19 protein-coding genes and 4 pseudogenes are annotated in these 23016 nt (G+C 68.9%); 9 read left to right on the forward strand and 14 right to left on the reverse strand.

From position 1 onward, the window contains the following. Nucleotides 1–88: 88 nt before the first annotated feature. From NM2_RS05680 to NM2_RS05690, 3 genes are all read right to left on the reverse strand, one after another. Complete coding sequence (locus tag NM2_RS05680; RefSeq protein WP_067664817.1) at nt 89–277, reverse strand: ferredoxin; 189 nt, start codon at nt 275–277, stop codon at nt 89–91. After that, complete coding sequence (locus tag NM2_RS05685; RefSeq protein WP_067664819.1) at nt 274–1455, reverse strand: cytochrome P450; 1182 nt, start codon at nt 1453–1455, stop codon at nt 274–276. Before NM2_RS05685 ends, NM2_RS05680 begins: the two co-directional genes overlap by 4 nt. Nucleotides 1456–1563: 108 nt before the next feature. After that, the gene (locus NM2_RS05690; protein ID WP_067664821.1) at nt 1564–2331 is read right to left on the reverse strand and encodes an IclR family transcriptional regulator; all 768 of its coding nucleotides are present in this window, start codon (nt 2329–2331) and stop codon (nt 1564–1566) included. A 63-nt stretch (nt 2332–2394) separates the two neighbouring features. Here NM2_RS05690 and NM2_RS05695 point away from each other — a divergent pair, with 63 nt between their 5' ends. The 5 genes from NM2_RS05695 to NM2_RS05715 all read left to right on the forward strand — a co-directional run bounded on the left by NM2_RS05695 (nt 2395) and on the right by NM2_RS05715 (nt 7952). Continuing rightward, complete coding sequence (locus NM2_RS05695; RefSeq protein ID WP_067664822.1) at nt 2395–3552, forward strand: cupin domain-containing protein; 1158 nt, start codon at nt 2395–2397, stop codon at nt 3550–3552. Continuing rightward, nucleotides 3549–4379 (forward strand): fumarylacetoacetate hydrolase family protein, encoded by an 831-nt coding sequence (locus NM2_RS05700; RefSeq protein WP_067664824.1) that lies wholly within the window; start codon nt 3549–3551, stop codon nt 4377–4379. Before NM2_RS05695 ends, NM2_RS05700 begins: the two co-directional genes overlap by 4 nt. 2 nt (nt 4380–4381) lie before the next feature. After that, nucleotides 4382–5002, forward strand: a complete 621-nt coding sequence (locus tag NM2_RS05705; RefSeq protein ID WP_218025857.1) for a maleylpyruvate isomerase N-terminal domain-containing protein — start codon at nt 4382–4384, stop codon at nt 5000–5002. 14 nt (nt 5003–5016) lie between these two features. Then, nucleotides 5017–6297: an FAD-dependent oxidoreductase gene (locus tag NM2_RS05710; protein ID WP_218025858.1), complete on the forward strand. Its 1281-nt coding sequence runs from the start codon at nt 5017–5019 to the stop codon at nt 6295–6297. 410 nt (nt 6298–6707) lie between these two features. Next, entirely contained in the window at nt 6708–7952 is a 1245-nt protein-coding gene (locus tag NM2_RS05715; RefSeq protein ID WP_067664829.1) for an acyltransferase, read from the forward strand. A 180-nt stretch (nt 7953–8132) separates the two neighbouring features. On the opposite strand, the gene NM2_RS05720 is transcribed toward NM2_RS05715, so the two are convergent. The 8 genes and pseudogenes from NM2_RS05720 to NM2_RS05750 form a co-directional block, all read right to left on the reverse strand. Further along, on the reverse strand, nt 8133–8882 hold the full coding sequence (locus tag NM2_RS05720; RefSeq protein WP_067664831.1) for an anti-sigma factor: 750 nt from the start codon (nt 8880–8882) through the stop codon (nt 8133–8135). Further along, nucleotides 8875–9537 (reverse strand): ECF RNA polymerase sigma factor SigK, encoded by a 663-nt coding sequence (sigK, locus tag NM2_RS05725; protein WP_067665079.1) that lies wholly within the window; start codon nt 9535–9537, stop codon nt 8875–8877. Before sigK ends, NM2_RS05720 begins: the two co-directional genes overlap by 8 nt. A 32-nt stretch (nt 9538–9569) precedes the next feature. Further along, nucleotides 9570–10285 (reverse strand): annotated as a pseudogene (locus NM2_RS47195) (DUF1295 domain-containing protein); the annotation flags it as partial. Further along, nucleotides 10282–11568 carry a class I SAM-dependent methyltransferase gene (locus NM2_RS05730; protein ID WP_067664833.1) on the reverse strand — a complete coding sequence of 429 codons (1287 nt, stop codon included), beginning with the start codon at nt 11566–11568 and terminating at the stop codon, nt 10282–10284. The gene NM2_RS05730 and the pseudogene NM2_RS47195, both read right to left, overlap by 4 nt. Beyond that, nucleotides 11565–12740 (reverse strand): annotated as a pseudogene (locus NM2_RS53345) (DUF1365 family protein). Before NM2_RS53345 ends, NM2_RS05730 begins: the two are co-directional and overlap by 4 nt. After that, nucleotides 12629–13510: pseudogene (locus NM2_RS05740) on the reverse strand (NAD(P)/FAD-dependent oxidoreductase); the annotation flags it as partial. The pseudogenes NM2_RS53345 and NM2_RS05740, both read right to left, overlap by 112 nt. A gap of 282 nt (nt 13511–13792) precedes the next feature. Continuing rightward, nucleotides 13793–14011, reverse strand: a pseudogene (locus tag NM2_RS51380) (sigma factor); the annotation flags it as partial. Further along, nucleotides 13990–15066: an NAD(P)/FAD-dependent oxidoreductase gene (locus NM2_RS05750; protein ID WP_067664843.1), complete on the reverse strand. Its 1077-nt coding sequence runs from the start codon at nt 15064–15066 to the stop codon at nt 13990–13992. The pseudogene NM2_RS51380 and the gene NM2_RS05750, both read right to left, overlap by 22 nt. A gap of 252 nt (nt 15067–15318) precedes the next feature. Between NM2_RS05750 and NM2_RS05755 the strand changes: the two genes are divergently transcribed. From NM2_RS05755 to NM2_RS05770, 4 genes are all read left to right on the forward strand, one after another. Further along, on the forward strand, nt 15319–16836 hold the full coding sequence (locus NM2_RS05755; protein ID WP_067664844.1) for a DUF7782 domain-containing protein: 1518 nt from the start codon (nt 15319–15321) through the stop codon (nt 16834–16836). A gap of 163 nt (nt 16837–16999) precedes the next feature. Further along, nucleotides 17000–17968: a sigma-70 family RNA polymerase sigma factor gene (locus tag NM2_RS05760; RefSeq protein ID WP_067664846.1), complete on the forward strand. Its 969-nt coding sequence runs from the start codon at nt 17000–17002 to the stop codon at nt 17966–17968. A 183-nt stretch (nt 17969–18151) separates the two neighbouring features. Next, nucleotides 18152–18439 (forward strand): DUF427 domain-containing protein, encoded by a 288-nt coding sequence (locus NM2_RS05765; RefSeq protein ID WP_067664848.1) that lies wholly within the window; start codon nt 18152–18154, stop codon nt 18437–18439. Between the two features lie 45 nt (nt 18440–18484). Next, on the forward strand, nt 18485–18928 hold the full coding sequence (locus NM2_RS05770) for a DUF8021 domain-containing protein (RefSeq protein WP_067664851.1): 444 nt from the start codon (nt 18485–18487) through the stop codon (nt 18926–18928). Nucleotides 18929–19082: 154 nt separating this feature from the next. Here NM2_RS05770 and NM2_RS05775 read toward each other — a convergent pair whose 3' ends face one another. The 3 genes from NM2_RS05775 to ppc all read right to left on the reverse strand — a co-directional run bounded on the left by NM2_RS05775 (nt 19083) and on the right by ppc (nt 22979). Beyond that, complete coding sequence (locus tag NM2_RS05775; RefSeq protein ID WP_067665082.1) at nt 19083–19529, reverse strand: SRPBCC family protein; 447 nt, start codon at nt 19527–19529, stop codon at nt 19083–19085. Between the two features lie 2 nt (nt 19530–19531). After that, a complete protein-coding gene (locus tag NM2_RS05780; protein ID WP_067664854.1) occupies nt 19532–19888 on the reverse strand; it encodes an ArsR/SmtB family transcription factor in 357 nt (118 codons plus the stop codon). Between the two features lie 313 nt (nt 19889–20201). Further along, nucleotides 20202–22979: a phosphoenolpyruvate carboxylase gene (ppc, locus tag NM2_RS05785; RefSeq protein ID WP_067665085.1), complete on the reverse strand. Its 2778-nt coding sequence runs from the start codon at nt 22977–22979 to the stop codon at nt 20202–20204. Nucleotides 22980–23016 lie beyond the last annotated feature (37 nt).

Genomic DNA, 23016 nt, shown 5'->3' on the forward strand with positions numbered 1-23016 from the left:
CGATCGTGCCGCATGCCACCCGCCCGATCACACTGCACCGCAACAGGATCCGCTGAGGCCGGGACAGACGTTCTCGGGTGCGGCGAACTCATTCGGTACGCAGCGCCGCGACTGGGCAGACCCGCACGGCCGCATGGGCCCGTGCCGCATCCGGGCCGGTGATCTCCTCGTTGTCGAGTACGAGTTCGCCGTCGTCGTCGAGATGCAGCAGTTCCGGTGCGGCGCCCTCGCACAGGCCGTGTCCTTCGCAGCGGGACCTATCCACCACGATTCTCATACCGGCACCACCTCGAGCACGGGGAGTTGCTCGATGCCGCGGGTGATGTTGCTCGGAATCCGGACCTCGGCGCCGACGACGAGCCGTTCGACGTGACGGGCCAGCGCCTCGATGACGGCGTGCGCCTCGAGCCGGGCCAGGCCCTGTCCGGCGCAGCCGTGCGGCCCGTATCCGAAGGACAGGTGATCGGTCGGGGCGCGTTCGACCAGGAACGCGTCGGGGTTCTCGTAGTGCCGGGCATCCCGGTTTCCCGCGCCGAACAGGATCGCGACCTTCGCCCCCTCGGGAATCACGACGCCGTCGATCTCCAGATCCCGGGTCGCGCGACGCCCCCACGCGTGCACCGGGGCCCAGTAGCGCAACGCCTCGTTGAACGCACCCGGTACCAGCTTCGGGTTCGCCCGGACCAAGGCGAGCTGCTCGGGATGCGCGGCGAACAGGGCGACGATATTGCCGATCGCGGCGATCGTGGTGTCCACTCCCGCACCCAGGTACTGGTGGATGATGTATCCGGCCGCGCCGGGTGGGATCGCGCCCCGCTCCTGCGCCTCGAAGATCCCCCGGCCGACCGAACCGGGCGTCAGATCCTCGGCGGTGACCGTCGAGCACCACTCGTACAGCTCACCCGCGATCGGGAAGCTTTCCGCCGTACGGTGATTCATCGGTCCGATGACCTGCATCGCCGCCTGTCCCCAGCGCAGCATGTTGTCGCGGACGCGGCCGGTGAAGCCGATGAGATCGGCGACCACCTCCAGCGGGAAGGCGCGGGCCAGCGCGTCGACGGCCTCGAACGAGCCGCGCGCGGCCAGATCGGCGACGAGCGCGTCGGCCTTGGCGTCGATGGTCTGCTTCAGCCCGCGTAACGCGCGCGGCGACAGATTCGCGGTCAGCGTGGCGCGCAGCCGCGTGTGATCGGGCGGGTCCGAGGCCAGGGAGGTACCGGCCAGCGCCTCGTTGACCGCCGGATTGAACCCGATGGCCCCGGCCGAGGAGAAGCTCTCCCAGTCGATCAGGGCATTGCGGATGACCCGGTAGCCGGTCAGCGCGTACACCTCGTTCGCGGGGAGATGTACGACGGTTCCGAGCTCGCGCAGGGCCGCGTACGACGGGTACGGGTCCAGGAGTACCTCGTCGTCGAAGAGATCGAGATCGGAGACGGGTGGGGCGACGACGGTCATGGGGTTTCACCTCGGGTCGATGATCGGTAAGCCCATTGAAGTGACCGCATTCACATCGATCAAACACATGTTTTGCATGCCCTGGCATGCACTTGCTGCATATGCCCCTCAACCGGCCGCTTCGATGGCTCCCGCCGCCCGATGCAGGGTGGCCACGAGCGACGGCAGCCGTTCACGGTCGTAGCGGACCGTCGGCATCGAGATCGACAGACCGGCCAGCGCCGTACCGTCCGCGTCGCGCACCGGCACGCCGATCGCGACCACCCCGCGCTCGGACAGGCCGTTGTTGAGGGCGAACCCGGCCCTGCGCACCCGGGTCAGCCGGGCCCGCAGGGTGGGCAGATCCGGTCGTTCGTCCGGATGCTCGGCATAACGCTGCGCGGCATACAGCTCGTCCACCTCCGCCGGGTCGAGGGCCGACAGCAGCACCAGACCGGCGGTGGTGCGATGCGCCGGGAACACCATTCCCTCGCGCGAACCCACCCGCAGCGCTTGGCGGCACTCGACGCTCGCGATGAACCGCGTCGTATCGCCCGTGCGGATGGTCAGATTCGCCGACTCCCCCACGACGTCGACGAGCCGTTGCAGATGCGGCAGGGCCGTCGCCCGCAACCGCGAGGTCCGGGACTGCGAGTGAGTGGCCAGTTCCAGCACCGGCCCCGGGTGGTAGACGCGCTGATCGTCCTGCACCGCGAAATCCCGGTAGACCAGGGTCTGCAACAGGCGGTGCGCCGTGGAACGCGCGACATCGAGCCGCTCGGCGACCTGGCTCACCGTCAGCCCGCCCTCCAGCTGGAGCATGACCGCCGCCCGCAGCGCATGATCGGCGCTGGTCACGACGTATGCCGGTGGCGTCTTCGGTTCCGTGCCGCTCATCGCATCCGTTCCGTCATACAGAATTTGCTGTTCTGCTCATGCTACGAGGATCACTGTGGAGATATGAGCACGACTGACACTCCCGTCCGTTTGCAGACGGTCGCGTCGCCGAACCAGCCGGACGTGACTCCCGCCCTCGAGGAGCTCTATCGCGGCTTCGAGCAGGAGTTGCTCGTCCCGCTGTGGACGCAGATCGGCGATCTGATGCCGGCACAGCCGAATTCGCACGCGGCGCCGCACCTGTGGCGCTGGGCGAGTCTGCTGCGCCTGGCCGAGCGCGCCGGTGAGATCGTCCCCGTCGGACGCGGCGGCGAACGCCGGGCGATCGCACTGGCGAATCCCGCGCTCGGCGGACGGCCCTTCGCCACCCCGACGCTGTGGGCCGCGATCCAGTACCTGATGCCCGGCGAGGACGCCCCCGAACACCGCCACACCCAGCACGCGTTCCGCTTCGTGGTCGAGGGCTCGGGTGTGTGGACCGTGGTCGGCGGCAGCGGCGAGCAGCCCGTGGGCGATGCGGTGCCGATGCGGCGCGGCGACTTCCTGCCGCAGGCCGGCTGGAACTGGCACGCGCACCACAACGCGACCGCCGAACCGATGGCCTGGATCGACGGGCTGGACATCCCGTTCCAGTACCTCGTCGAATCGCAGTTCTTCGAATTCGGCCGAACGGAAATCAGTGCGGCCGAACGGATCACGCCGGAACACTCACGCTCCGAACGACTCTGGGGTCATCCGGGGCTGCGTCCGCTCTCGGTCGGCGAGGTCGCACCCGGCTCACCGCTGCTGGCCTACAAGTGGGAGCACACCGACGCCGCACTGAACGACCAGCTGCTGCTGGAGCGCGAGGGCTACGGCGGCACCGTCGAGCCCGGCCACGCGGCAGTCCGATTCGCCAACCCGCACAACGGATCCGACGTCCTGCCGACCCTGCGCGCGGAGTTCCACCGGATCGCCCGCGGCGCGCAGACCGCACCGGTTCGCGAGACCGGCTCGTCGGTCTACCAGGTCTTCGACGGTTCGGGCACGGTCCGGGTCGGCGAGCAGAGCTGGGCGGTCACCCGAGGTGATCTGTTCGTCGTCCCGTCGTGGCAACCCTTCTCCGCCACCTCGGAGGCCGGTAGCACCGACTCCGATTCCGGCGCACTGGATCTGTTCCGTTTCTCGGACGCACCCGTCTTCGAGGCGCTCCGGCTCGACCGTCAGGAGATCACCCGATGAAACTCGCCACCCTCCGCGTCGACGGCGGCACCCGTGCGGTCCGTCTCGACGGCGACGTCCTGGTCGATCTCGGCTACCCCGACCTCGGCGCGCTGTTCGCCCGCGAGGACTGGGCCACGATCGCCGCCGCGGCCACCGGCACGACCTGGCCCGCGGCGGACGCGAATCTCGCTCCCGTGGTGCCGAATCCGTCCAAGGTGATCTGCGTCGGCCACAACTACACCAACCACATCGCCGAGATGGGCCGCGAACTCCCCAGCTACCCAACTCTTTTCACGAAGTTCGCCGATACCCTCACCGGCCCGGACGACCCGATCGCCAAGCCCGCCGAGACCGACGCCCTGGACTGGGAGGTCGAATTGGTGGTCGTCATCGGCAAACCGGTGCGCCGGGCGAGTGCGGACCAGGCCGCCGCGGCCATCGCGGGATTCACCGTGATGAACGATATCTCGGTGCGGGACTGGCAGTTCCGCACCATCGAGTGGTCCCAGGGCAAGATCTGGGACTCCTCCACCCCGGTCGGCCCGTACGTCGTCACACCGGACGAGGTGGGCGGCGTCCGCCCGGCGCTCGAGGTGACCACCCTGGTCGGCGACCGCGTCATGCAGCGGGACGACACCGGCACCCTGCTGTTCGACCCCGTCCATCTCGTGCAATACATTTCGACGATCATCCGGCTGAATCCCGGCGATCTGATCGCCACCGGAACTCCCGCCGGTGTCGGCCACGCCCGCGACCCCAAGGTGTACCTCACCGGCGGGGAGACCGTCGTGACGCGCATCGCGGGACTGGGGCAGTGCACCAACCGGATCGTCGCGGAGTCGTGACGGTGCGCACGCACGCGGACTCCCTGCGCTGGGTCGCGTGGGGAACGTCGACGTTCACCGAACATGCCGCCGCACTGGATGATCGGGATATCGCGCGACCGTGCGCCCTGCCCGGCTGGACGCGCGCGCATCTGCTCGCCCACGTCGCGGCCAACGCCGATGCGCTCGGCCGCCTGGTGCACTGGGCCGCGACCGGCGAGCCGACCCCGATGTACTCCTCGCCCGCGCAGCGCGCCGCCGATATCGATTCCGGCGCAAAGCTTTCCGTCGACCAGCTCATCGCGTGCCTGGACCGGGCGTCGCGCGAGCTGAGCGCGGCCATGGCGGCGCTGGGCGAAGAACAGTGGCGCACCGAGGTGCTCACCGCGCAGGGCCGGACCGTACCGGCCACCCAGATCCCCTGGCTGCGTGCCCGGGAGGTATGCGTCCATGCCGTCGATCTCGGCACCGGGGTGCGCTTCGCCGATCTGCCTGAGGATTTCCTGACCGCACTCGTGGCGGACATCCGGGCCAAACGCGGTCTCGGCGAGATCCCCGGCGGACCGCTGCCCGAGGTCGCTGCCTACCTCGCCGCGCGTCCGCACTCTCTCGCCGACGTCCCCGACCTCGGCCCCTGGTTGTAAGGAGAACCGCACCCGTGCACACACCGAACCTCACGAGCACACCCGACATCGTCGTCGTCGGTGGCGGAATCGGCGGCCTGAGCACCGCCTTCGCACTGTCCCGCCTCGGCCTGCGGGTGCGAGTTCTCGAGCAGGCCGGACAGTTCGGCGAGGTCGGCGCGGGCATTCAGCTCGCACCCAACTGCACCCGCATCCTGGACGACTACGGTCTGCTGGACACGGCGAAGGCCCGCGGCGTCGTACCGGACCGGATGGTCATGCGCGACGCGGTCGACGGCAGCGAGCTGACCTCCCTGGATCTGCGTGACCTGGAACGCCGATACGGCTTCCCGTACCTGGTCATCCATCGCAGCGACCTGCACGCGTTGCTCCTGGACGCCTGCCGGGACGCGGGCGTGGACCTGCGCACCGAACAGCGCGTGGTCGCGTACACCCAGGATGCGGAAAAGGCCACCGCCACAACGCAGGACGGCACATTCCACACCGCGGATGTCGTCATCGCCGCGGACGGACTGCATTCGGTGGCCCGCGGGTTGTTCCTCGACGATCGGCCCGTGTCATCGGCCTACGTCGCCTACCGGGGGACGGTGCCGGTGGCCGGGGCCGGACGCCCGGTCGATCTGTCCGAAGTGGTGGTACACGTCGGCCCGCGCTGCCACTTCGTGCACTACGGATTGCGCGGCGGGGATCTGCTCAATCAGGTCGCCGTCTTCGAATCCCCCAAAGCGGTTGCCGGACTGGACGACTGGGGCACCCCCGACGAACTCGACACCGCATTCGAGCGCACCTGCCAGGACGTTCGGGCGGGACTGCCGCACATGTGGCGGGACAAATGGTGGCGGATGTACGACCGCGACCCCATCGACACCTGGGTCGACGGCCGGATCGCCCTGCTCGGCGACGCGGCCCACCCGCCCCTGCAATACATGGCCCAGGGCGCGATCATGGCGATAGAGGACGGCTGGGTGCTCGCCGAGCACGCGAAACGCCTGCGCGCCAACGACGGAACGATCGATTGGGCGCGCACGCTCGCGGCATACGCGGCGGTCCGCCCCGAACACTGCCGCCGGGTGGTGCTGACGGCTCGCGCATGGGGTGAGCTGTGGCACCTCGACGGCCGCCAGCGGGAGCGCCGCAACGTGCTGCTGCGTTCGCGCGCGGTCCACGACTATTCGTTCACCGACTGGATCTACGGGCCGACAGCGCTGTTCCCCGAGGACGAACCGGCGATGTTCGAGCCGATCCCGCTCGCCTCCGCCGACCGGATCACCGCGAGCCCGGTGCGCACCTGCTGAGCGGATGCGCGATCGGATGTCGCCCGGGTCGGCGAGCCGCCTCCGACCGAATCCGCACCGGGCGATTTTTCCCGGCGAACATGTGCCGTGAAGAGCGCCTAAACCTCTTTCCGGCACATCCGGAGATCGACTCGGGCGACGATCGCGGTGTCCGGCGTCACCGCGACACGTGTCTGATCGCCGGTGGACCTGCTACGCTTCCGGCCGGAACCGACGGTAAATCCCGACAATCTCCCGGATGCCGTATCCGGTCGAGCCGTCGGCATTGCGATGCGGTAGCGCAACCGGAGTCCACTGGGCCACACCATGATCGGCCCAGGCATTTCGGAGATTGCGTGAAGGCGATTCACAGCGTCGGCTGACACTATGAGTCGCGGCCGGACCGAAGTCCGGAGAAGACGAGGAGGCAGATGACGCAGGACGATCGCGGCACCGTGAACACTGCGACGCTCACGATCGCCGACCCGAAGCCGGAGCCCCCGGAATCGGCACAGCCTCGAAAGACCAAGCGGCCGTACCTGCATCAGGTAGACCTGTTCCGAATTCTCACCTTCGCGTGCGTCGTGTTGGATCATGTGACCGCTGGGACGACGACCCCGGACAGCGTGACCTCCAACGCGGCGCAGACGCTGCTGCACTACACCCGGCTGGCGTTCTTCGCGCTCACCGCCTTCGTGCTGATCTACCAGTCGGCCAACAAGCCGTTCACCGCGCGCACGTTCTGGCGTCGGCGATTCATGCTGATCGGTATCCCGTACGTCGTCTGGTCGGTGTTCTACTGGGCCTACGCGATCGTCCTGGGGAACTTCCAGGAGCCGATCGGACACGCGCTGTGGCGTTTGGTCTTCGACATCGCGACCGGCCAGGCCTGGTACCAGATGTACTTCCTGCTGGTCACCATGCAGGTATATCTGCTGTTCCCGCTGCTGTTGAAGCTGCTGCGCGCGACCGAGGGGCATCATCGCTGGGTACTGGCGGTGAGTGGGGCCCTGCAACTGGGCTTCCTGTGGCTGGCCACCCATCCCCCGGCGTTCACCGGTTTCGCCGGCCAGATATGGGCGCACATCTACGCTGTGGTGTTCGCCTATCAGTTCTACGTGATACTCGGCGCGGTCGCCGCATGGCATCTGTCCGCCGTCGACCGGGTCGTCCGACGGTTCGGGCCGCTGCTGGTACTCGGCACGGTCGCCGCCGCGGTGTTCGCGGTGTGGGAATTCCTGCGCTCCACCGCACACGGGATGCCGCCCGCGGCGGCCAGCAACATCTTCATGCCGCACATGATCGTCTTCTTCATCATGATCATCGTCGGCCAGTACACACTGGGCAGCTGGTGGAACACCAAGCATCGAGCGGGCTCGGTCATGTCGCGATTCATGACCTACGGCTCGGATCGGTCGTTCCCGGTATTCCTGTTGCATCCCTTCGCATTACAGCTGCTCGCTCCGTGGATCATCCCCATGCGCGACGAGATCGGCGCGCTGTGGTGCACGGTGATCGTGTACATCGCGGTCATGGCGATGTCGGTGTTCGGGGCCGAGGTAACCCGCCGGGTGCCCGGGAGCATCTGGCTCAACGGACGCCCGATGGTGCGGACCGATTTCCGCGCCCTGTTCGGCCGTCCCGCACGTGAGCGGCCCACCCCCGAGCGCGTCTGAACGAAGCGATGCCCCGACCGGCACGAAGCGGTCGGGGCATCGGTCTGTTCGTGGGCTCATCTACCACAGTCCGAAACACGCCATGGGACGGCCTGGCTCACCCGGCATCCGGGAACGGCGTCGCAGGAGGAATCATGCTGCCGCCGGGTCGGGTTCGGTGATGATCGTGCGGGACCGAGGTCAGGTGAGGGGCACCCCGACGATCGGCTGGGTCGTCGGCGCGGGTGAGCCGCCCGCCGGTTCGATCGATACGGCCAGGTTGCCGGCGTCCCCGTAGTGGACGAGCAGGGGGGAACTGCTCGTGGGGAGGGCGCCCAGGACGCCGCCGGAACTGATCCGGCCCGTCGGTGAGATCAGCCACAGCTGGTACGTGTGCTCGGCGGGTGCGGCCGGAACGGCGGCGAAGGACACCGCCGCCGCGTCCAGCTCACGGGACGCGCTGACGGTGACGGTGCCGCCGCCCGCCACCGAGACCGTGCTCTCGCGGGCGTCCTCGTGCCGAATGACCTGCTCCGCGGTGACTCCGCCGGAATTGTGGGAGTGGCTGCGGTACACCGCGATTCCCGCTCCGGCACCCGCGACGACCACGACGGCGGCGGCGACGGCAGCCAGTCGGCGGTAGGTGCGCGGACGAAGTCGAGTGACCGGCCGAGCCGCGGGCTGCGCCGGGCCGCTCGCGCCGAGCTGGGCGTCGAGGGCACGCTGGAGCTTCGCCTCGAGGTCGGGCGGCGCGGGGACGGCGTCGACGACGGTCATCAACGCCAGCGTCTCCCGCAGATCGCGCACCGTGCTGTGGAAGGACTCGGCAGTGGCCTCGTCGGCGCGGTCGAGCCGCTGCTGCACCGCGGCGCGGTCCTCGGGAGACAGTGCGTCGAGGGCGTACGGATGGGCGAGATCGAGCAGATCGTCGTCGGCTGGGCGCTCAGGCATCGGCCACCGATCCTGTCAAACAGGTCCGCAATCGTTTCAGCCCGTCCCGGATACGCGTTTTCACCGTGTTCAACGGAATGCCCAGATAATCGGCGACCTCCGTGTAGGTCCGGCCGCCGTAGTACGCCAGTGCGACCGTCTCACGCTGGGTGTCGGTGAGCGTGCCGAGGCATTGCACGACCGCCCGCTCGTCCGAGCGCTGCCCCACCGTCTCGGCGACGACATCGTGATCGCGGCCCAGCTGACGATGCCCGTAGGCGAGATCGCGTGTGGTGGTGGAGGATTCGATACGCACCCGGTCGACCGCGCGTCGATGGGTGAGCATCATGAGCCAGCCGATCGGGCTGGACAGGCCGGGGTCGTACCGCGCGGCTTCGTTCCACACGTACAGGTAGATCTCCTGGGTGATCTCCTCCGCGACGGTCGGACGCCGCAGTACGCGCAGCGCCAGCCCGAAGACGCGATCGTGGGTCGAACGATAGAACTGGGTGAACGATTCCCGGTCGCCGCCCGCGATACCGCGCAGCAACTCGGTGAGCCGGCGCGCGATATCCGGGTCCGAGGTCACTCGGGGCACCGGACAGCTCTCCGGCCCGGCGTCGTGCGCATCGTCGCGGTCGTTCCCGACCGGAGAGATGCGACGCTCATCCGCCATAGCGTTGTGTCTCCATGTGTCGAGGTACCCCGGCGTGGTGGCCGAGGGAAGAAATAGGCGGTGCGCCGCTGATATCAGCAGATACGACATGATCACCGGCGCGAACACCGTCAGCACGCCCGGCCACGCGGCGGCCGCGATCAGCCGCAGGCCCCACCACACGCAGAAGTCGCCGAAGTAGTTCGGATGCCGTGTCCACGCCCACAGCCCGCGGTCCATGACGACGCCGCGATGCGCCGGATCGGCCTTGAACCGCGCCATCTGACGGTCACCCACCGCCTCGAAGGACACCCCGACCGCCCACACCAGTACGCCCGCCACGAGCACGACCCATCCGACGCCCCGGGCCGGTCCGGCCACGGCCGCCACCTGGACCGGCAGCGACACGATCCACTGCGCCAGGCCCTGGGTCAGGAAGATCCGCGAGATCACCACCGCGGGGTTGCGCCCGTGCCGGTCCAGCAGTCGCGTGTACCGGGGATCCTCCCCGTGCCCGGCGGTGCGGCGCTGGATGTACCAGCCCAGGCGCAGTCCCCACACCGCGACGAGCGCGGGCACCAGCACCCGCCGGGACAGCGGCCCCTCGCCGAGCAGCGCCGCGACCACCGCGACGAGTACGAAGCCCGGACCCCCACACGACGTCCACGACGTTGTACCGCCGCACCCGACGGGCCACGGCGAACGCCGCGCCCTGCAGGACGGCCAGCGCGATCGCCGACCCCAGCAGAACCTGCGGTAGCGAGTTCACGACGCGAGCACCGCCCGGTCATCCGGCATGTGGCACACCGCGCGCACGGCCCCCGGGCGCCGCGCGAGGATCTGGTCCACACCCATGCGGCCCTGTTCGAACGCGAGCGCGCCACCGGCCAGGTACAGCCGCCACGTCCGCGCGCCCTCGGGGCCGAGCAGCGCCTCGACCTCGTCCCAGTGGTCCTCGAGCCGCCGCGTCCAGGCATCGGCGGTCCACACGTAGTGCTCGCGCATCGCCTGCACCCCACGCACTTCCAGCCCGGCCTGCTCGAGCAGGGACACGGTGTCGCCGACCGGTCGCATGGCCATATCGGGCGCGATGAACGATTCGATGAACGGCCCGCCGCCGGGCCGAGATCCACGCCGCGACATCTGCTGGATCAGCACCGCCGCGCCGGGCGCGGCCGCGTCGTACAGGGCGCGGGCGTAGCGCGGGTAATTGCGTTGCCCCACATGCTCGCCCATCTCCAGGGAGGCCACCGCGTCGAAGCCGGTGTCGGTGAGTTCGCGGTAGTCCAGCAGGCGTACCCGCACCCGATCGCCGAGTCCGCGCTCGGCGGCCCGGGCTTCGACGAAGTCCCGCTGCGCCCGCGCGATGGTGACGGCCAGCACGTCGACGCCGTAGTGTTCGGCCGCGTGCAGGCTCAGCGAGCCCCACCCGCAGCCCACATCCAGAAGCCTTGCGCCGGAACGCAGTTCGAGCTTGCGGCACGCCATATCCAATTTGTCGCACTGCGCCTGCGCCAGCCCGTAGCCGGGCTCGTCCGGCGTGCCCGGTACACCCCGGGTGAAGTAGGCGCACGAGTACGCCATCGCGGGATCCAGAAGCAGCGAATAGAACTCGTTGGAAGTGTCGTAGTGGTGGCTGATCGCGGCCCGATCACGCTCCCGCGCATTGCGCCGACCTCGTAGCCGCGCCTGCGTTGCCGGCGCGGGCAGGGGTGCGCCGAGCGCGCCGACCCGCGCGACGGCCACCGCCAGACGCAGGACGTCACGCACGCGCACACCCGGGATCCTGCGTTCGGCGACGGTCCGCCACGCCACCCGCAACGCCTCGCTCAGATCTCCCTCGACGTCGAGCTCACCGGTCACATAGGCCTGAGCCGCGCCGAGTTCGCCCGGGCACCACAGGATCCGGCGCAGCGCCCGCGGACTCTCCAGCACCACGCGGGGTGCGTCGACGGGTCCGGCGACGCTGCCGTCCCATGCGTGCAGACGCACCGGCAACGGCCCGCGCACCAGCGGTCGCAGGGCGGATTCGAGATGCACGGCAACGGTCATGGCCGTTCCTCCTGACGGTCGAGAACGATCTGCTGGACGTCGAGGTATCCGGAACGGAATCCCGCTTCGGAGTAGGCGAGGTAGAACTGCCACAACCGCCGGAAGGTGCTGTCGAATCCGAGGGCGTCGGCCTCGGCGGCGCGGGCGTCGAATCGTTCGCGCCACATTCGCAGCGTCTGGGCGTAATGCGTGCCGAAGCCCTGCCGCGCGTATACACGCAGCCCCGATCGACCGGCATGACGCTCGATCGCCTCGACCGACGGCAGGAATCCTCACAATTCGCCCCAACCGGTGCCGATTTCGAGCAGCCGCGTCCCCGCACGCACACCGGCGGCGTCGAGCAGCCGATCGATCTTGCGGCGCTGCGCCGCGGCCAGCAGATCCCAGCACGCCGTGTCCGGGTCCTCGAACACCGCGCAGGAGTAGGACATCGATTCGTCGAGGAACAGCCGGAACAGGTCATTGGACAGGTCGTAGTGGTGTTCGACGTTGCCGCGCGCGTTCGCCGCGGTGCCGATTTCGCCCGCCGGCGGTGCGGGCAGAACCCACCGGAACCGTTGCAGCACAGCGGGAACCAGCCAGGTGAGCCGCACGGCCAGGACCGTGAGCACGGCCGCCGGGTCCGGGGCGGTCCACTCCCCCGCGGTGTAGGACTCGCCGAATCCGATCAGCCCCTGTCCGCCGAGGCGGGCGAAGAAGGCGGCGGGATCGCGAATGATCATGCGCGGCAACGGCTCCGCGGCGGCAGCCGCACCCACGGTGAGCGGATCGAACACGTAGCCGAGCACCCGGGCGTTCATCAGGGCCGTGATCGGCCCGCCCGAGCAATCGATGCCGTGCTCGGCCAGAACCTCCTCCACGCGGGCGCGCAACGTCGTGCCCGGACCCCGCAGATGATCCTCGGCGCGGAAATATCCGAAGGGCCGCAGCGGAACCGGCAGGTGCGGCGGATCGTCGAGGTCGAAGAACCAGCTGTAGCCGCGATAGTCGAATACGTGACGCACAGGGGCCTTGCGCGCGTGGTGGATTCGCGTGAAGTACAGCTGCGGCGACGTGGACGTCATCGCACACCCACTCGCCGCGGTCCGAACTCGCCCGGCCGCGTCCACCGTCCGCCGATGCGTTCGGCGGCCCGCAGGCCCGAGCGGGCGCCGTCCTCGTGGAAGCCCCATCCGTGATACGCCCCGGCGAAGGCCAGCCGATCGGTGTCCAGCTCCGGCAGCCGACGTTGCGCGGCAACGGATTCCCGGGTGTAGATCGGATGCTCGTAGGTCATCTCCGCGATCATCCGGTCCGGGGCGACCAGGCCCGCCCCGCCCAGCGTGACCAGGAATCTGCGGTCGGTGACCTCGTGCAGCCGCATCAAACGGGTGATGTCGTAGCTGACGATTACGCCCGCGGCGTTCCCGATCCCGTTCGGCACCAGGTAGTTCCAGGACGCACGCGCCCGCCGCGCTCGGGGCAGCAGCGATTCGTCGGTGTGCAGCAGGGCGTGGTTCACCGAGTACGGCATGGCGCCGAGCACCGAGCGGGCCGCCGGGCTCGGCGCGTCCAGCATCGCCAGCGCCTGGCGCGGATGGGTGGCGACGACGACGGCGTCGAAACGCCGTGCGCCCCCGGCATCGGTGAGGATCACGCCGTCGGGGCCGCTGCGCCACACACCGAGAACCGTTGTGCCGGTGCGTATCTCGTCGATCTGAGCGGCGATCCGCTCCACGTACCGGGCGGACCCGCCCACCACGGTGCGCCAGGCCGGGGAGCCGTACACGGTCAGCATCCCGTGGTGGTCGAGGAACCGGAACAGGTAGTGTGCCGGATACTCCGTGCTCAGACGCGGATCGCACGACCAGACCGCGGCCACCAGCGGCGTCAGGAAATAGTCGGTGAAATAGCGGCCGAAGCGATGCAGCCGCAGGAATTCCGCGAGCGTGATCTCGGAGTCGCCGTGGCGCATGACTCAGACACCCCGGCCCCGTTCCCGGCGCGGCGGTAGGCCCGGCCGCTGCGCGGGCATCTGTGCAGGTGACGCGGTGTCACAAGTCGGTCGCATACCTCGATTTCGACATGCGACCCGATCCTGGTTGGTCGTGACCGGCATTTTTTCGGTCACCGGCCGACGGGCGATCGCCGCCAGCTTCTCCGGATTGCGGACGCAGTAGACCGCCGTGACGAGATCGCCGCGGACCTCGATGCAGGTCACCTGATCGAGTACGCCGTCGATCGTGATCGCCTCGCGAGTGACGATCCGCGCCAGATACGCACGCGGATTGCCGATTTCGGTGAGATCGACCGTGCGCCAGCGCAGATAGCTGTCCTGCAGGACGTCCTCCGCGTCGCCGACCGAACCGAGGATCTCGTAGGCGATGGAGAACAGCAGCGGCCGATGCGCGGTGAACTCCTCGTCCGGATCGGGCGACGAACTCACCTCGGTCCCCGCAGCCATGCGTAATTCGCCGTCCGCGCGCCGTATTTCGCCCAGCGGCACACGCTTTCCTTGATGATCGCGCCGGTTCGTCCCGCCAGGAACGTCCGGCGGACCGAATCGTCACGGCGGCCGAACTGGATCACCGCGTCGCGACGTCCGATGCTCAGGCCCTGCCCGGCGTAGCCCATGGAGTACGGCCGGGGTGCGCGTCCGGCCGCCAACCGGGCCAGCGTGTTCGCGGCGTGCGCGCCCTGCGGTTCCGCGGTGGCGCAGGCCAGTCGCGCGCCCGGAACCGCCGCGCAGTCTCCGATCACGAATATGCGCGGGTCGTCCACGCTTCGAAGATAGTCATCCACGACCGCGCGGCCGTCCGGGCGCACGGTCAGCCCGCTGCGCGCCGCCAGATCGGGCACATCGGCCACGATCGCCCACAGCGTCAGATCCGAGGGGAGTTCCGCACCCGAGCGCAGCACAACGGTGTCCTGGCCGATCTCCTCGACGGTGTCCTCGACCAGTTCCACGGCCAGACGCGCCAATCCCGTGCGCGTTCGCCGACGCCCGCCCTCGGACAGGCTCGCCCCGATCGTCGCTCCCACCAGACGCACGCGCAGATCGGGCCGGGCCTCGGCGATCTCGGCGGCGGTCTCGATTCCGGTGAGACCGCCGCCGACGACGGTCACCACCTGTCCGGCGCTCAGCGCGGCCAGTTCCGTGTGCGCCGTGCGCGCGCCCTCCCACGTCCCCACCGCGATCGCACCCGGCAGCGGTTCGACGGTGCTGCCGACGGCCAGGAACAGATGGTCGAAGGCGATGTTCACGCCGTCGTCCAGCCGCACGCTGCCGTCGCCGATCTTCTCGACGGTGCCGATCCGGGTGCCGATTCCCGGTCGCAGCATCGTGGTGAGCGGCGTCGCGGCCGCTCCCGAACCGGCGATCTGCTGATGCAGCCGCACCCGCTCGACGAATTCGGGCCGGGGATTGATCACCGTGATCTCGGCATCGGCGACCTTGCGCGCGAGCCGATTCGCCGCGATCGTGCCCGCATATCCGGCACCTACCACCAGGACCTTCATCTCTGCCTCCTTCGTTGAGGGTCGTAGATGAGATGCCGGTCGGCCGCGATCTGTGATGGGCCTGGATCGTGACGTGCGTCACCCGCCGTGAAACCGCTGGTCACGCAGATTTCAGCGCGGATCGGGCATTCGGGAGCGGCATAGTTCCTGCCGCACCGTGAACCGGGCTGCTCCCGCGACGTGCCCGTCCCGGAACCAGTGACCGGCCCCGCCACCAGGTGCTCGGCGGCGATCCTGGCAGAGTTCCCAGGCATGTCCCCGAACCCGACAGCCGTCCTCTCACCGCTGGCCGCGCTCGCACCCGATCTGCGCAACGCGCTCACCCGCGCCCGCTACGACGCGGACACCCTGCTCGAGGTGCTCGGCGAGGACGCGCACACCGCTCTGGGCCGGTCCGAACCGGTGCCGGTGCGCCGCGCGGTCCGCGATGCGGGTGAGCTGGGCACGCTGGTCCGGCTGCTGCTGCTCGGCGATCCGGAGCCCGAACGCGACGTCGCGGCCGCACTCGCACCGCTGGACCTGGACCGCGCGGTGGCCGCCGGGCTGCTCGAGCGGGACGGCGCGAACGTGCGGGCCGCACTCGACCTGCGTCCGCTGGACCTCGGCGGCGGAACTCGCTGGGTGCTCTCGGACCTGGACGATTCGGTCCAGCGCCGCACCCTGAGCGCCGATCATGTCCTCGGCGTCGGCCAGGCATCGCTGTCACTCCTGCGCGCCACCCCGACCCAACCGGTCGATTCGGTCCTGGACCTGGGCACCGGATGCGGCGTGCAGGCGGTGCACGCCGCCGGATACGCGCGCACGGTGACCGGCACCGACGTCAGCGCGCGGGCGCTGTGGCTGGCCCAGGCCACAGCCGCACTCGACGGGCTGGACATCGAACTGCTGCGGGGCTCCTGGTTCGAGCCGGTCGCCGGACGCCGATTCGACCAGGTGGTCGCGAATCCCCCGTTCGTGGTCGGCCCCGCCCGGATCGAGCACACCTATCGCGATTCGGGTCTGGCCCTGGACGGCGCCAGCGAACTGGTCGTCTCCCGGGCTCCGGATCTGCTCGCACCGGGCGGTACCGCGGCCATGCTGGCCTCCTGGGTGCATCGCGACGGCGAGGACTGGCGTGCCCGGGTGTCCTCATGGCTGCCCGATCACGGCATCGACGCCTGGATCGTACAGCGCGACGTCGCCGATCCCGCCCTCTACGTGGGGACCTGGCTGCGCGACGCGGGCCTGGATCCGCGCGATCACCACGCGCAGGAACGCGCGCGGGCCTGGCTGGACGCGTTCGAGGAGGCCCAGGTCGAGGGCATCGGCTTCGGATTCGTCTATCTGCGAGCGATCGACGGGCCGACCGAACTGCTCGCCGAGGACCTCACACACGGTTTCGACGATCCGCTCGGCCCCGAGGCCACCGCCTACTTCGAACGCTCGGCCTGGCTGCGCGCGGTGGCGGCAGATCCCGATCTGGCCTGGTCCGCACGCTTCGGGGTGGATGCCGCGACCGCGCTGGAGCGGGTCTACCTGACCGGGCCGGACGGCTGGGAGCAGCAGGTGGCGCGGCTGCACCGCGGGAACGGCCCGCGCTGGCAGCACGAGGTGGACGACTCCACCGCCGCCCTGCTCGCGGGAATGCGCGTCGACGGCCTGCCGTTACACAAATTGATCGACCTGCTAGCGGTCGGTCACAGCGGCGCGGAGGCGACAGCCGAATTCCGCACCGCCGCACTGACGATCGTCACCGGGTTGGTTCGGCACGGCCTGATCCACCCGGCGTAGTCCGCCACCCGGCCGGCGTTCCCCGGCTGCACCCTTCTTAGGAACTTCTCAGACGGGTACGGTGAAAGCCGCAGCTCAGCACGGTTTATCGCCGGGGTGGCGGGGAACTTTCCCAGTGTCGGGTCCGTTGATCGGATGAGACACCACCGACAGGAGGCAAGTCATGACAAGCCCCGCCACCACTGGGCTGCGCGCCAGCGATCAGGACCTCGACGCCACGAGCCCCGCAGCCGACCTGGTACGCGTGTACCTGAATGGCATCGGCAAGACTGCGCTGCTCACGGCCGCCGACGAGGTCGAGCTGGCCAAGCGCATCGAGGCGGGCCTCTACGCCCAACACCTGTTGGAGACCGGTAAGCGGATGGCCGCCACCCGCAAGCGCGACCTCGCGGTTCTGGTCCGGGACGGCCAGGCCGCTCGCCAGCACCTGCTCGAGGCCAACCTGCGCCTGGTGGTGTCGCTGGCCAAGCGCTACACCGGCCGCGGCATGCCGCTGCTGGACCTGATCCAGGAGGGCAACCTCGGCCTGATCCGCGCGATGGAGAAGTTCGACTACGCCAAGGGCTTCAAGTTCTCCACCTATGCCACCTGGTGGATCCGGCAGGCCATCACCCGCGGTATGGCCGATCAGAGCCGCACCATCCGGCTGCCTGTCCACCTGGTCGAGCAGGTCAACAAGCTCGCCCGGATCAAGCGCGAACTGCATCAGCAGCTCGGCCGCGAGGCCACCGACGAGGAACTGGCCACCGAATCGGGCATTCCTGTCGAGAAGATCGCCGATCTGCTGGACCACAGCCGCGATCCGGTAAGTCTGGACATGCCGGTCGGCAGCGACGAGGAGGCCCCCCTCGGTGATTTCATCGAGGATTCCGAGGCCACCTCCGCCGAGAGCGCCGTCATCGCCGGGATCATGCACAACGACGTCCGCAGCGTGCTGGCCACCCTGGACGAGCGTGAGCAGCAGGTGATTCGCCTGCGCTTCGGCCTCGACGACGGCCAGCCCCGCACGCTGGACCAGATCGGCAAGCTGTTCGGTCTGTCCCGCGAGCGCGTTCGGCAGATTGAGCGTGAGGTCATGGCCAAGCTCCGCAAGGGTGAGCGGGCCGACCGCCTGCGCGCCTACGCCAGCTAGATCCCCCAGACGCTGGGCCGTCCGGAATCCGGCCCAGCTCCACCGCGGTGACCGATCTCATCCGGTCGCCCGGAGCGCCGGTCGGCGACGCGCGTCCCAACCCCTCCGGGTACCGCGCGAACCGGCCGGCGCTGTAGTCGGCGACCGGTTGAAACGATGATCGATTGCGGCACAATGGTTTCCATGACGATAGCCATCTGGAACGGACAGCAGCTCGCCGTCAGCGACGCGACGATCGTCGTCGAGGGCAATCACTACTTCCCGCCGGAGTCGATCGACCGGCAGTTCTTCGAGACATCCGGAACGCATTCCACCTGCGGCTGGAAAGGCGAGGCCTCTTACTACACGGTCGCGGTCGACGGCACGAAGAACGTGGACGCGGCCTGGTACTACCCCGAGCCGCTGCCCGCGGCCGAGAACATCAAGGACTACGTCGCGTTCTGGCGGGGAGTGGAAGTGCGCGAGAACTGAGCCATCTCGGTGCCCCGGCCCGGCCCGATCTCCTACGATCACCCTATGAGATTGAAACGCGTTCCATTTCTGGCGCTACCACTGCTGGCCGCACTGGCCATCGCGCCGAGCGCCACCGCCGCCCCTGCGACAGTCCCCGACCAGCGCGAGGCGATCGCCATGGCGTACCTCGACGCGCTGATCTCCCACAACGCCGCCGACGTCCCGTTCGCACCCGACTGCACGCGCGTGGAGGCCGGTATCCAGACCGGTTACTCCGGCCCGCAACTCACCCACGATCTGGACACCGGCCCGCAGTATCAGCTCGTGCAACGCATCTACGACGTGCGGCTGAGCACTGCGGGCAATGTCGTGACCGCCCGCTACCACCTGGATTCGGGCCTCGCCGGGCAGCGCCTGGTCACGGTCGGCATCACCGAGACCTTCGACATCCCCGACGGAACCATCCACCGCATCGTCGCCGATATAGTCCCGGTCTCGGGGTCCTGAACACGAGACCTCACCCGTGCCGGGCACGACAAATCTCCCCGCCGCTGCCCAGGATCGTCCGATCGCAATGCGACGCAGCGAGACCGCGTGCTCGCACAGGCACGCGAGACGACCGGCCGATCACGAGCAGTACGTCACTGCTCGGGCCTGGCACTCAATCCTCTTGAACGAGCAGGGTTTCCAGGTTGTCGAGCATGCCGGCCCAGCCCGGGCTCATGATGGAACGGGCGCGCTGCATGAGCGGGTTGTCGGGGTCGAAGCCGTTGTGACTGAACAGGATCCGGGTGCCGCGCCCCTCCGGGCGGAGTCGCCAGCTGATGATCCAGCCGGTCGGAGTGTCGGCCTGGGCGTCGTTCCAGGTCATGCGCAGCAGTTCGGGTGCGACGACCTCGAGCACCTCGCCGCGGATGTGGCCGGAGAAGTCCTGGCCGGGCATTGGGCGGGTCTTCATCTCGAAGACGTTGCCCGCCACCGGTTCGAAACCGATCGGTTCCATCATCCACCGCGCCATCAGCGTCGGCGTGGTGAGTGCGCGCCACACCTTCTCGGGCGGGTGCGGGTAGTAGTGGTCCAGTTCTATCGCTGTCGCGGCGTCGCTCACGATCACTCCTCGGGGTTGTCGGGGTTGTCGGGCATGGCGTCGAGCACATTGCCCAGGGCACGCAGCCGCGCACGCCAGTAGCGCTCGAACGGGCTCAGCCAGGTCCGCAACTCGTATAGCGGTTCGGGTTCGACGCGGTAATACCGATAGCGACCACGCTTGTCCTCACCGACGAGCCCGCAGTCCCGCAGCACCCGCAGATGTTCGGACACGCTCGGACGGGTCATCTCGAACCGCTCGGCGATGACCCGCACGGTCCGTTCACCGTCGAGCAGCATTTCCAGAATCTCCCGGCGCGTGGGATTCGCCAGCGCCGCGAACACCCGATCCGCATTCGCGTGCTCGACCCGTTGAGCCATGCCCGCCACTATAGGTAGGCGTTTTCCTACCTGTCAACCGTAGGGAATCTCCTACCCATCATGCGGCATCGCACCACCGAGTCCCTGAGCGACGAGTCCGCCATGGCGATCGATGATGTCCCGAATTACGCAGTGCGGCAAACGATGCCGCTGTCCATTAACAGTCGGCGCGGACGTCTCGTTCGATTGAGTCTTTGCAGACGAGGCGGTCGTGGCATGGGCCGACCTTCCTGCGTGCGGAATGGCGCTGGCGCAGATCCGGGCGGCGGCCGCGCGGCTCGGACATCGCCACCGAGCGGCCGCGCCGGATCCGCTAGCCCGAATTCCGCAGTGCGGTGGCGAGGCCGTTCATGGTCAGCAGGATGCCGCGTTCCACGAGTTCGGAATCGTCGCCCGCGCGACGTCGGCGCAGCAGTTCCACCTGCATCTGGTTGAGCGGTTCGAGGTAGGGGAAGCGGTTGCGGATGGATTCGGCCAGGGCGGGGTTGTCGGCCAGGAGGTGGTCGCTGCCGGTGACCGCCGCGTGCACGCGGACGGTGCGGTCGAACTCCGCACGGATCATGCCGAAGATGGTGTCGCGCAACGTGTAGTCCTCCACCAGCTCCGCATAGTGGGCGGCGATGTCCAGATCGGCCTTGGCCATGACCTGCGCGAGGTTCGACATGACGGTCCGGAAGAACGGCCAGCGGCGATACAGATCGGCCAGGACCGCCATCCGTTCGGGATCCTCGCCCGCCCACTGCTCGATCGCGGTGCCGGTGCCGTACCAGCCCGGCAGCATCACCCGCGACTGGCTCCACGCCATCACCCAGGGAATCGCACGCAGATCCCCGACCGAGCTGGTCGGTTTGCGCGAGGCGGGTCGACTGCCCAGATTGAGATCTCCTACCTCGGCGATCGGCGTCGAGGCCCGGAAGTACTCCACGAACCCGGGCGTCTCGTGCACCAGCCGCGCATACGCCTGCCGGGCCAGTTCGGCCAGTTCGTCGAACAGTTCGTAGGCCGGTTCGGCATCGGCGCCCAGCCCCTCCACATCCAGTAGCGTCGACTCCAGCGTGCCCGCGACCAGCGCTTCCAGATTGCGGTAGGCGGTGCCCTGCTCGGCGTACTTGGTGGAGATCACCTCACCCTGTTCGGTCAGTCGCAGCGAACCGCGCACCGCCCCGGCCGGTTGCGCGAGAATCGCGTCGTAGCTGCGACCGCCGCCGCGACCGACCGTGCCGCCGCGACCGTGGAACAGCCGCAACCGAATCCCGGTCTTGCGCGCGGCCTCGACCAGATCCAGCTCGGCCCGGTACAGCGCCCAGTTCGCGGCCAGATATCCGCCGTCCTTGTTGGAGTCCGAATAGCCGAGCATGACCTCCTGGCGCATACCGCGGGCGGCCACCAGCCGGTGATAGGCCGGAACCTCCAGCGCCGCGACCAGGGTCTGCGCACCCTGACGCAGATCCTCGATCGTCTCGAACAGCGGCACCACCCCCGCCGGACTGTTCGGCGGGGTCTGCGCATCGCCGGGATCGAGGATTCCGGCCTCCTTCAGCAGCAGCGCCGCCTCGAGCAGATCGCTGACCGAGGTGCACATGCTGATGATGTAGTTGGGCACGGTATCCGGGCCCAGATCCTCCAGGGCCGCCTTGGCCGCGCGCAGCACGCCCAGTTCCTTGGCGGCCAGATCGCTCAGCCGCGCGCCGGGCCCAAGCAACGGGCGGCGGGTGCCGAGTTCGGTGGCCAGCAGCTCCACGCGCCGATCCTCGGGCAGGCTCGCATAATCGGCGTGGACTCCGGCCCACGCCAGCAGTTCGGCGACGACCTGCTCATGCACATCGGAGTTCTGCCGCATATCCAGACCCTGCAGGTGGAATCCGAACGTCTCGACCGCGCCGCGCAGCGCGGCCAGGCGATCGTCGGCGAGCAGTCCGTCACCCGAGGCGCGCAGCGAGGAGTCCACCACGGCCAGATCGTCGAGCAGATCCTGAGCGGAGCCATAGGGTTCGACGGCGCCGGTGAGCGTGTCGAGGTCGACGCCGTCGGCGGGGATCTCGCCCAGGGCACGCCGCGCGGTGGCGGTGAGGCGAATTCGGATACCGCGCACGGCACGGCGATAGGGCTCGTCCGCGCGCTGTGGCGAATCGTCGAACGACGTCTCGGCCAGGCGAGCGAGATCATCGGTCACCGCCACCAGCCGCGCCGACAGCGACAGCGTCTTCTCCAGACCGACCAACTCGGTCAGATAGTGCCCGATGGCCACCGCACCGGCGCGGTGCGTGGCACGGTGCACGACCTCGCCGGTCACGTTCGGATTGCCGTCCCGATCACCGCCGATCCACGAGCCGGGGCGCAGGATCGGGCGTTGCAGCAGCGAATACTCCGGCCAGCGGGCGCGCAGCGCGGCGCGCACGTCGGCGTTGATCCGCGGTATCACCTCGAGCAACGTCAGGTCGTAATAGCGCAGTCCGACCTCGATCTCGTCCTGAATCCGCAAGCGCGCCAATCGAATCAGCGCGGTGCGCCACAGGGTCAGAATCTGGCGGCGCAGCCCGGTCTCCAATTCCGCGTACTGCGGTTCGCTCTCGGTATAGCGCTGCCGCTGCCGCATCAGATCGGTGATGCGGGACTGCACGTCGAAGACGGTCCGGCGGCGCGTCTCGGTCGGATGCGCGGTGATGACCGGCGACATCACCGCGTCGTCGAGCAGATCGGCGACCAGTTCGCCGTCGGGACGCGCGGCGTCGAGTTTGCGATAGGTGGCCGCGAGACTGGACTCCTGCGGCGGCTCCCCGGCCGCCACGTGCACCGCGCGACGCCTGTCACGTTGCAGATCCTCGGCCAAATTCGCCAGCAGCAGGAAGTGACTGAACGCCCGGATCAGTGGGAGCGCGACGCGAATATCGGTGTCGCGCACCATATCCGCGACCGCACTCCGTTCCACCTCGGATCGCCGCACCCGGAACGCCTCGACCCGGACCCGTTCGATGAGATCGAACACCTCGTGCCCTTCGTGATCTCTGATCGTCTCGCCCAGGATCGCTCCCAGGTAGCGGATGTCATCTCGCAGCGGCGCAGTGGCGGTCTCGATCTGATCTTCGCGCATGGCCTCCAGTATCGACCACCGCCGGATCAATGCCATG

Origin of the sequence: Nocardia miyunensis NBRC 108239, assembly GCF_001613065.1 — a bacterium.
GTDB classification, from domain to species: domain Bacteria; phylum Actinomycetota; class Actinomycetes; order Mycobacteriales; family Mycobacteriaceae; genus Nocardia; species Nocardia miyunensis.